Source organism: Candidatus Darwinibacter acetoxidans (assembly GCF_041936445.1).
In the GTDB taxonomy this organism is placed as follows: domain Bacteria; phylum Bacillota; class Limnochordia; order Darwinibacteriales; family Darwinibacteriaceae; genus DTU010.
On sequence record NZ_JBHGXH010000295.1, the window covers coordinates 1 to 5,370 of the forward strand.

Consider the following 5,370-nt stretch of genomic DNA (forward strand, 5'->3'; position numbering starts at 1 on the left):
CTGAACCCGGCCTAAGCTGACCTAAGCGGAATAGGAGGGCGATCGCATGGCGCACCGCGACCCCGTCGCAAAGTACCGCCGCCGCCTGGCCAAAGCTCAGGCCCGGCTTGAGGGCACCAGGCGCGAGGATTACAGCCGGGAGCAGGATTACAAGCGGGTGGTGACGCTACGAAGCAACAAGGTCAAGCAGATCGAAAGCCTGATCGAGAGACTGAAGGGGGATAGCGAGTTATGAATAAAGAATTTTACTGTCCAGGTTGCGGCCAGAAGCTGGCCGATGCTGAGTGCCGCCATACCAGCGTGGACGAGGTGTCCCTGGGCGGCGCGGAAAGGGATCGGGTGATGACCGTTTGCGCCTGCGACCGTTGCGACGGTTGCTACGGTGTGGTAAAGATCAGCCAGGCTGCCGAAGACGATGGAGCCTGGTAAAAGAGGAGAGGGCCCCGGTTCACGCCGGGGCCTTTTTTAATCCTACCCCTCCTTCGTATCTATAGACAGACGATCTGCTTATCCCAAACATCAGCGCAAATTCTACTGGGCTGTATCCTGCCGATTCCCGCAATTCTTTCAACCTCTTGCTTACTGTCTCCATATTTACCTAAAACCTCCTGTAACTTCAATAATTATGGCATAATTATACTATACCTGCACCCATATGTAAACAAAAATTACCCATTCGGAAAATAAACCCTTGACATTCCAAAACAGCTCATGTAATATAGGTGTACCCAAACGGGAACAAAATATACCCGAGGTGATAAAAGTGAAACCGGAGATCAAACCCCATGAAAAAGTCAGGGCGGCCATGGTCCTGAAGGGCTACACGCAAGAGCAGCTATGCAGAGTAACAGGCCTGTCTTACTCAGCCTTCAGCCTGAAGATCAACGGCCACCGGGATTTTACCTTGCCCGAGTGCGCCAGGATCGCCAAGGCGCTGGACACAACCCTGGATGCTCTTTTTTTTGATGTTGATGTTCCCAAACGGGGACAAAGTAATGCTGTTTAGTTATATAAATCCCAAGAAAGGAGGCTACCAAGTGAAAAAACTACTTTCCAACGACCGCGGCTTCTCTCTCATCGAGCTTCTGATCTGCCTTGCCATCGTCGCCGTTATCGCTCTCGTGGCCGTCCCTGCCTACCGGGGGGCCATCGAGAAGGCTCAGGCCGTGGCCTTCGACCGCCAGGTCGCCTGTTTGCAGCTGGCCGCCGAGCTCTACCTGCTGGACGGCGGAGGGGATACCATCTGGGCGCCGGGAGCCGGGGCAGAAGCCTGGCGGGGGGAGATGGAGCCGCATGACGCCTGGGGGGAATATCTCGAAAAGTGGCCGGAGAATCCCTTGCAGAACGGGGACTTTGTCGTGGTGATTGAGGGAGGACGGATTGAGATTACGCCGGGGAGGGAACATTGACCGAGCTTCCGCATATTGATGCTGAGCGCCTTATAGACGACTTGGCCGATCAGGTTTTTGATGAGGCCGGGGAATTTGCGGAAAATTATCTTGACGATGTCACCGAGGAACAAATAAAAGAGCTAGAACAGAAGCTAAACGCGGTATTCGCTGAATGGAGTAGTGCTCATTGCCTGGATCCAGACTTCGGAACAATAGTGCGAGTTGAGACCGTTAAATATCCCGAGCCGGAAGAGGCCTAATCCCAACCGCCACCGGGGGCGGCATACCCGGCATATTGGGACACAGCCCCGCCAGTAAATGAGAGGAGGGAGAAACATGCGGAAAAAACTGATTCGTTTGCTCCTGATGCTGATAATCCGGGAGCAGATATTGAGAGGGGGAGCGGGATGAAGCTATTATCTTTAACCCTGCACAACTTCAAGGGGATTCGCGATTTTTCCCTTGACCTGCAGGGGCGCGATGTGTCGATTTACGGCGACAACGCCACCGGCAAGACAACCCTTTTTGATGCTTTTTCGTGGTTGCTGTTCGATAAAGATTCAGCCAACCGGAAAGACTTTGACATTAAGACCCTCACCGAAGACGGCCAGGCCATCCACGGCCTGGATCATGAAGTAGAAGCTGTCCTTCTCTTGGATAGCGGCAAAGAGTTGGCCCTCAAGAAAACCTACCGTGAGAAGTGGACCAAGAAACGGGGTTCGGCCAAGGCCGAATTCACGGGGCACACCGTTGACCACTTTATCGACGGCGTTCCCGTGAAAAAGAGCGAATACGAGGCCCGCATCGCGGACCTTGTTGACGAGGAAACCTTCAAGCTTCTCACCAACCCCAAATATTTCAACGAACACCTCCATTGGCAGAAGCGTCGGCAGATCCTGCTGGAAGTATGCGGCGACGTTTCTGATGCAGAGGTTATTGCCAGCGACAAGGCCCTGGCCCGGCTGCCGGAGATCCTGGGTGACCGCTCCCTGGAGGACCACCGGAAAGTGATCGCCGCCCGACGATCCGAGATCAACAAGGAGCTGGACCGAATCCCCGTCCGCATTGACGAAGCCGCCCGGGCCTTACCGGACCTGGCCGGCCTGGACCGTGCTGTCCTGGAGAAAGAGCTTAAAGAGCTCCAGGAGCAGAAGCAGGCAAAAGAGCAGGAAAAGATCCGTCTGGAATCGGGCGGAGAAATCGCCGAGAAGCGGAAGGCCCTGGCCGAACTGGACGCGGAGCTGCAGGAGCTGAAGAACGGGCTGCGGGCGGATATTGACGCGGGGATCGAGACGGAGCAGAGCAAGATCCGGCAGTATGGCAGGGAAGCCGATGCGCTGCGGGACAGTATCGAGCGCAGCAGGCGGCAGATTAACGGCCACCAGGACAAAATCAAAGAGGCAGAAGCCGAGATGGATCGCCTGCGGGCGGAGTGGGAAAAGGTCAACGAGCAAGAATTTAAGCAAGACAGCGTCAACGACGCTTGTCCAACGTGCAATCGCCCCTTGCCGGCAGAAGAAGTGGAAGAAGCTCGCCAGAAAGCTCTGGAAGCATTTAATTGCAAAAAGGCAGAGGAATTGCAGCGCATCAGCATTAGCGGCAAGGCGTGGAAGGCGCGGGCCGAAGAGCACAAAGAAAAAATCGCCGAGATAGAAGCCGAGATTGCAGATATTCAGAATAGTGTTGACGCCGCCGAAGCTGACAAGGCCGCCGCCCAGGCCCGGCTTGTAAAGCTCGAAGAACAACTCACCGCAATCGAGCAGAATGAGGAATACCAGCGGAAGCTCAAGGAACGCCAGGCCCTGGTCGACGCCATCGCCGCCCTGCAAGCCGGGGAGAGCGAAGAGCTTGAAACCGTCACGGCTGAAATCGCGAAGTTGGATGCGAAGATCGCTGATGCCCGGGCCCAGGTCGCTAAGTTCGACGCGAGGAAAGTCGGGGAGGCCCGCATCAAGGAACTGGAAGCCGAAGAGCGCAAGCTGGCCGCCGAGTATGAGCAGCTGGAGCAGCAGATCTACTTGTGCGAGGAGTTCACACGGGCCAAAGTCAGGCTACTGGACGAAAAAATAAACAGCAGGTTCGAGCTGGCCCGGTTCAAACTTTTCAACGTGCTGGTAAACGGGAGCCTGGAAGAGTGCTGCGAGACGCTTTACGACGGGGTGCCCTGGAGCACGGGGATGAATAACGGCAGACAGATCAATGTGGGCATCGACATCATAAACACCCTGAGCAAGCACTATTCCTTTACTGCGCCGATATTTGCGGACAATGCGGAGAGCGTGACCGAGATCATTCCAACCCCGGCGCAGCTCATCAGGCTGGTGGTAAGTAAGCCGGATAAAAAATTGAGGATCGAATATGAGGAGGAGACAAAGTGAGTAAAGAGACAAAAGTCATCACCAAAAGCGACATCGTTGACGTGGTGGCGTCAAGAGTGCGGGGATTTTTGGAGCGTGGGGAGATACATCTGCCGGACAACTACAGCCCCGAGAACGCGCTGAAGTCAGCCTACTTAAAGCTGCAGGAAACGAAAGACAAGAGCGGCAAGCCGGTCCTGAGCGTCTGCACTTCGACCAGCATCGCCAACAGCCTTTTTGACATGGTGATCCAAGGGCTGAACCCGGCCAAGGAGCAGTGCTATTTCATCGCCTACGGCCAGCAGCTCGTTTGCCAGCGGTCCTATTTTGGCAGCATGGCTGTGGTCAAGAATGTGGCCGGGGCCCGGGACGTTTGGGGCGAGGTCGTCTACAAGGGCGACATCTTCGAGTATGAGATCCGCGGCAAGGTTAAAAAGATCATCAAGCACAGCCAGAAGCTGGAGAACGTCGACGGCAAAAACATCGTGGCCGCCTACGCGGTGATCGAGTTCGACGACCGCCCGGACCATACGGAGATCATGACCATCGCTGACATCAAGCAAGCATGGCTGCAGGGGCAAACATACAAAGAGGGCGGCTCCAGTGTGCATCACAAGTTCGCCGCGGAGATGGCGAAAAAGACAGTCATCAACAGGGCGTGCAAGGCCTTCATCAACTCGTCGAGCGACAGCAGCATCCTGGTGGGCGCTTACAACCGGGCCGATGACGCCCGGGCCGAAGATGAGATCGACACCGAGATCGCTGAACAGGCCAACATGCGGATCATCGATATCGAGTATACCGAGCCGGAAGAGGTCGTCACCGACGGAGAGCCGGAACCGGAAAAGAACGAAAAACCAGCGAAAACCGCACCAAAACCGCCCGAAAAGGCACAAAACCCGAAAAAGCCAGATCCGGGTCAGCAGGCCCTTGACGGCCCGGGGTTCTAGCCATGGCAACCCCTAAGATAATTCCGATCGGCCCTGGTGCTTATGTGGACGCTGAGCAAATAGTGGCAGTAGATGACTACAACGTGGATTTTCCGGCAGACATTCTGTTTGGTTTTGCTGACTATGCCAAAGCCGCCGTGTTGCTAAAAACCGGCGACACTGTCCTGGCTTACGTGATGCCATCCACGGTAGCAAGGCGCTGGAAGGATGCTGTAAATGGAGATTAACGTTCTGGCCAGTTCAAGCGCGGGGAACGCCTACCTCATTGGTGGGCGCTCTCCGCTGATCCTGGACTGCGGCCTGTCTTACCGGGAGCTCCAGAAGGCCACCGGCTACAAGCTGACCGGACTGGCGGGGTGCCTGATTACCCACGAGCACCAGGACCATGCGAAGGCTGCCGCTGACCTGATGCGGGCCGGGGTGGACTGCTATATGTCCACTGGCACCGCTGAAGCCCTGGGGCTTACCGGCCACCGGCTACGGGTGGTAAAGGCGCTGGAGCAACTCACCATCGGGGACTGGACGGTCCTACCGTTTGAGGCGATTCACGACGCGAAGGAGCCGCTGGGCTTCCTGATCGCCGGGGAGGGCGAGAAGGTGCTTTATCTCACCGATACCGCTTACTGCCCTTACCGCTTTACGGGGCTGACGCGGATCATGATCGAGTGCAAC

Annotated in this window: 10 protein-coding genes; 9 read left to right on the forward strand and 1 reads right to left on the reverse strand. The window is 56.1% G+C overall.

Annotated features, from left to right (window positions below; translation table 11 throughout):
- Positions 1-46 precede the first annotated feature (46 nt).
- A complete protein-coding gene (locus ACE4YL_RS11665; protein WP_461369655.1) occupies positions 47-235 on the forward strand; it encodes a hypothetical protein in 189 nt (62 codons plus the stop codon).
- On the forward strand, positions 232-429 hold the full coding sequence (locus tag ACE4YL_RS11670; RefSeq protein ID WP_461369656.1) for a hypothetical protein: 198 nt from the start codon (positions 232-234) through the stop codon (positions 427-429). Before ACE4YL_RS11665 ends, ACE4YL_RS11670 begins: the two co-directional genes overlap by 4 nt.
- A 19-nt stretch (positions 430-448) precedes the next feature.
- On the opposite strand, the gene ACE4YL_RS11675 is transcribed toward ACE4YL_RS11670, so the two are convergent.
- Positions 449-592, reverse strand: a complete 144-nt coding sequence (locus tag ACE4YL_RS11675; RefSeq protein ID WP_461369657.1) for a helix-turn-helix domain-containing protein — start codon at positions 590-592, stop codon at positions 449-451.
- A gap of 171 nt (positions 593-763) precedes the next feature.
- Between ACE4YL_RS11675 and ACE4YL_RS11680 the strand changes: the two genes are divergently transcribed.
- The 7 genes from ACE4YL_RS11680 to ACE4YL_RS11710 form a co-directional block, all read left to right on the forward strand.
- Entirely contained in the window at positions 764-1,006 is a 243-nt protein-coding gene (locus tag ACE4YL_RS11680; RefSeq protein WP_461369658.1) for a helix-turn-helix transcriptional regulator, read from the forward strand.
- Positions 1,007-1,037: 31 nt separating this feature from the next.
- Complete coding sequence (locus ACE4YL_RS11685; protein WP_461369659.1) at positions 1,038-1,409, forward strand: type II secretion system protein; 372 nt, start codon at positions 1,038-1,040, stop codon at positions 1,407-1,409.
- Entirely contained in the window at positions 1,406-1,651 is a 246-nt protein-coding gene (locus ACE4YL_RS11690) for a hypothetical protein (protein WP_461369660.1), read from the forward strand. The genes ACE4YL_RS11685 and ACE4YL_RS11690 overlap by 4 nt, the downstream gene beginning before the upstream one ends.
- Positions 1,652-1,798: 147 nt before the next feature.
- Positions 1,799-3,769 (forward strand): ATP-binding protein, encoded by a 1,971-nt coding sequence (locus tag ACE4YL_RS11695; protein ID WP_461369661.1) that lies wholly within the window; start codon positions 1,799-1,801, stop codon positions 3,767-3,769.
- Entirely contained in the window at positions 3,766-4,698 is a 933-nt protein-coding gene (locus tag ACE4YL_RS11700) for a recombinase RecT (protein WP_461369662.1), read from the forward strand. The genes ACE4YL_RS11695 and ACE4YL_RS11700 overlap by 4 nt, the downstream gene beginning before the upstream one ends.
- Positions 4,699-4,700: 2 nt before the next feature.
- Positions 4,701-4,925 carry a hypothetical protein gene (locus tag ACE4YL_RS11705; protein ID WP_461369663.1) on the forward strand — a complete coding sequence of 75 codons (225 nt, stop codon included), beginning with the start codon at positions 4,701-4,703 and terminating at the stop codon, positions 4,923-4,925.
- On the forward strand, positions 4,915-5,370 hold a 456-nt coding region (locus ACE4YL_RS11710), incomplete at its 3' end, for an MBL fold metallo-hydrolase (protein WP_461369664.1). The genes ACE4YL_RS11705 and ACE4YL_RS11710, both read left to right, overlap by 11 nt.

Bases quoted from the DNA above. Each gene is read 5' to 3' on its own strand.
- ACE4YL_RS11665 (WP_461369655.1), top strand. From the start codon at position 47: ATGGCGCACCGCGACCCCGTCGCAAAGTACCGCCGCCGCCTGGCCAAA.
- ACE4YL_RS11695 (WP_461369661.1), top strand. From the start codon at position 1,799: ATGAAGCTATTATCTTTAACCCTGCACAACTTCAAGGGGATTCGCGAT.
- ACE4YL_RS11675 (WP_461369657.1), bottom strand. From the start codon at position 592: ATGGAGACAGTAAGCAAGAGGTTGAAAGAATTGCGGGAATCGGCAGGA.
- ACE4YL_RS11670 (WP_461369656.1), top strand. From the start codon at position 232: ATGAATAAAGAATTTTACTGTCCAGGTTGCGGCCAGAAGCTGGCCGAT.
- ACE4YL_RS11705 (WP_461369663.1), top strand. From the start codon at position 4,701: ATGGCAACCCCTAAGATAATTCCGATCGGCCCTGGTGCTTATGTGGAC.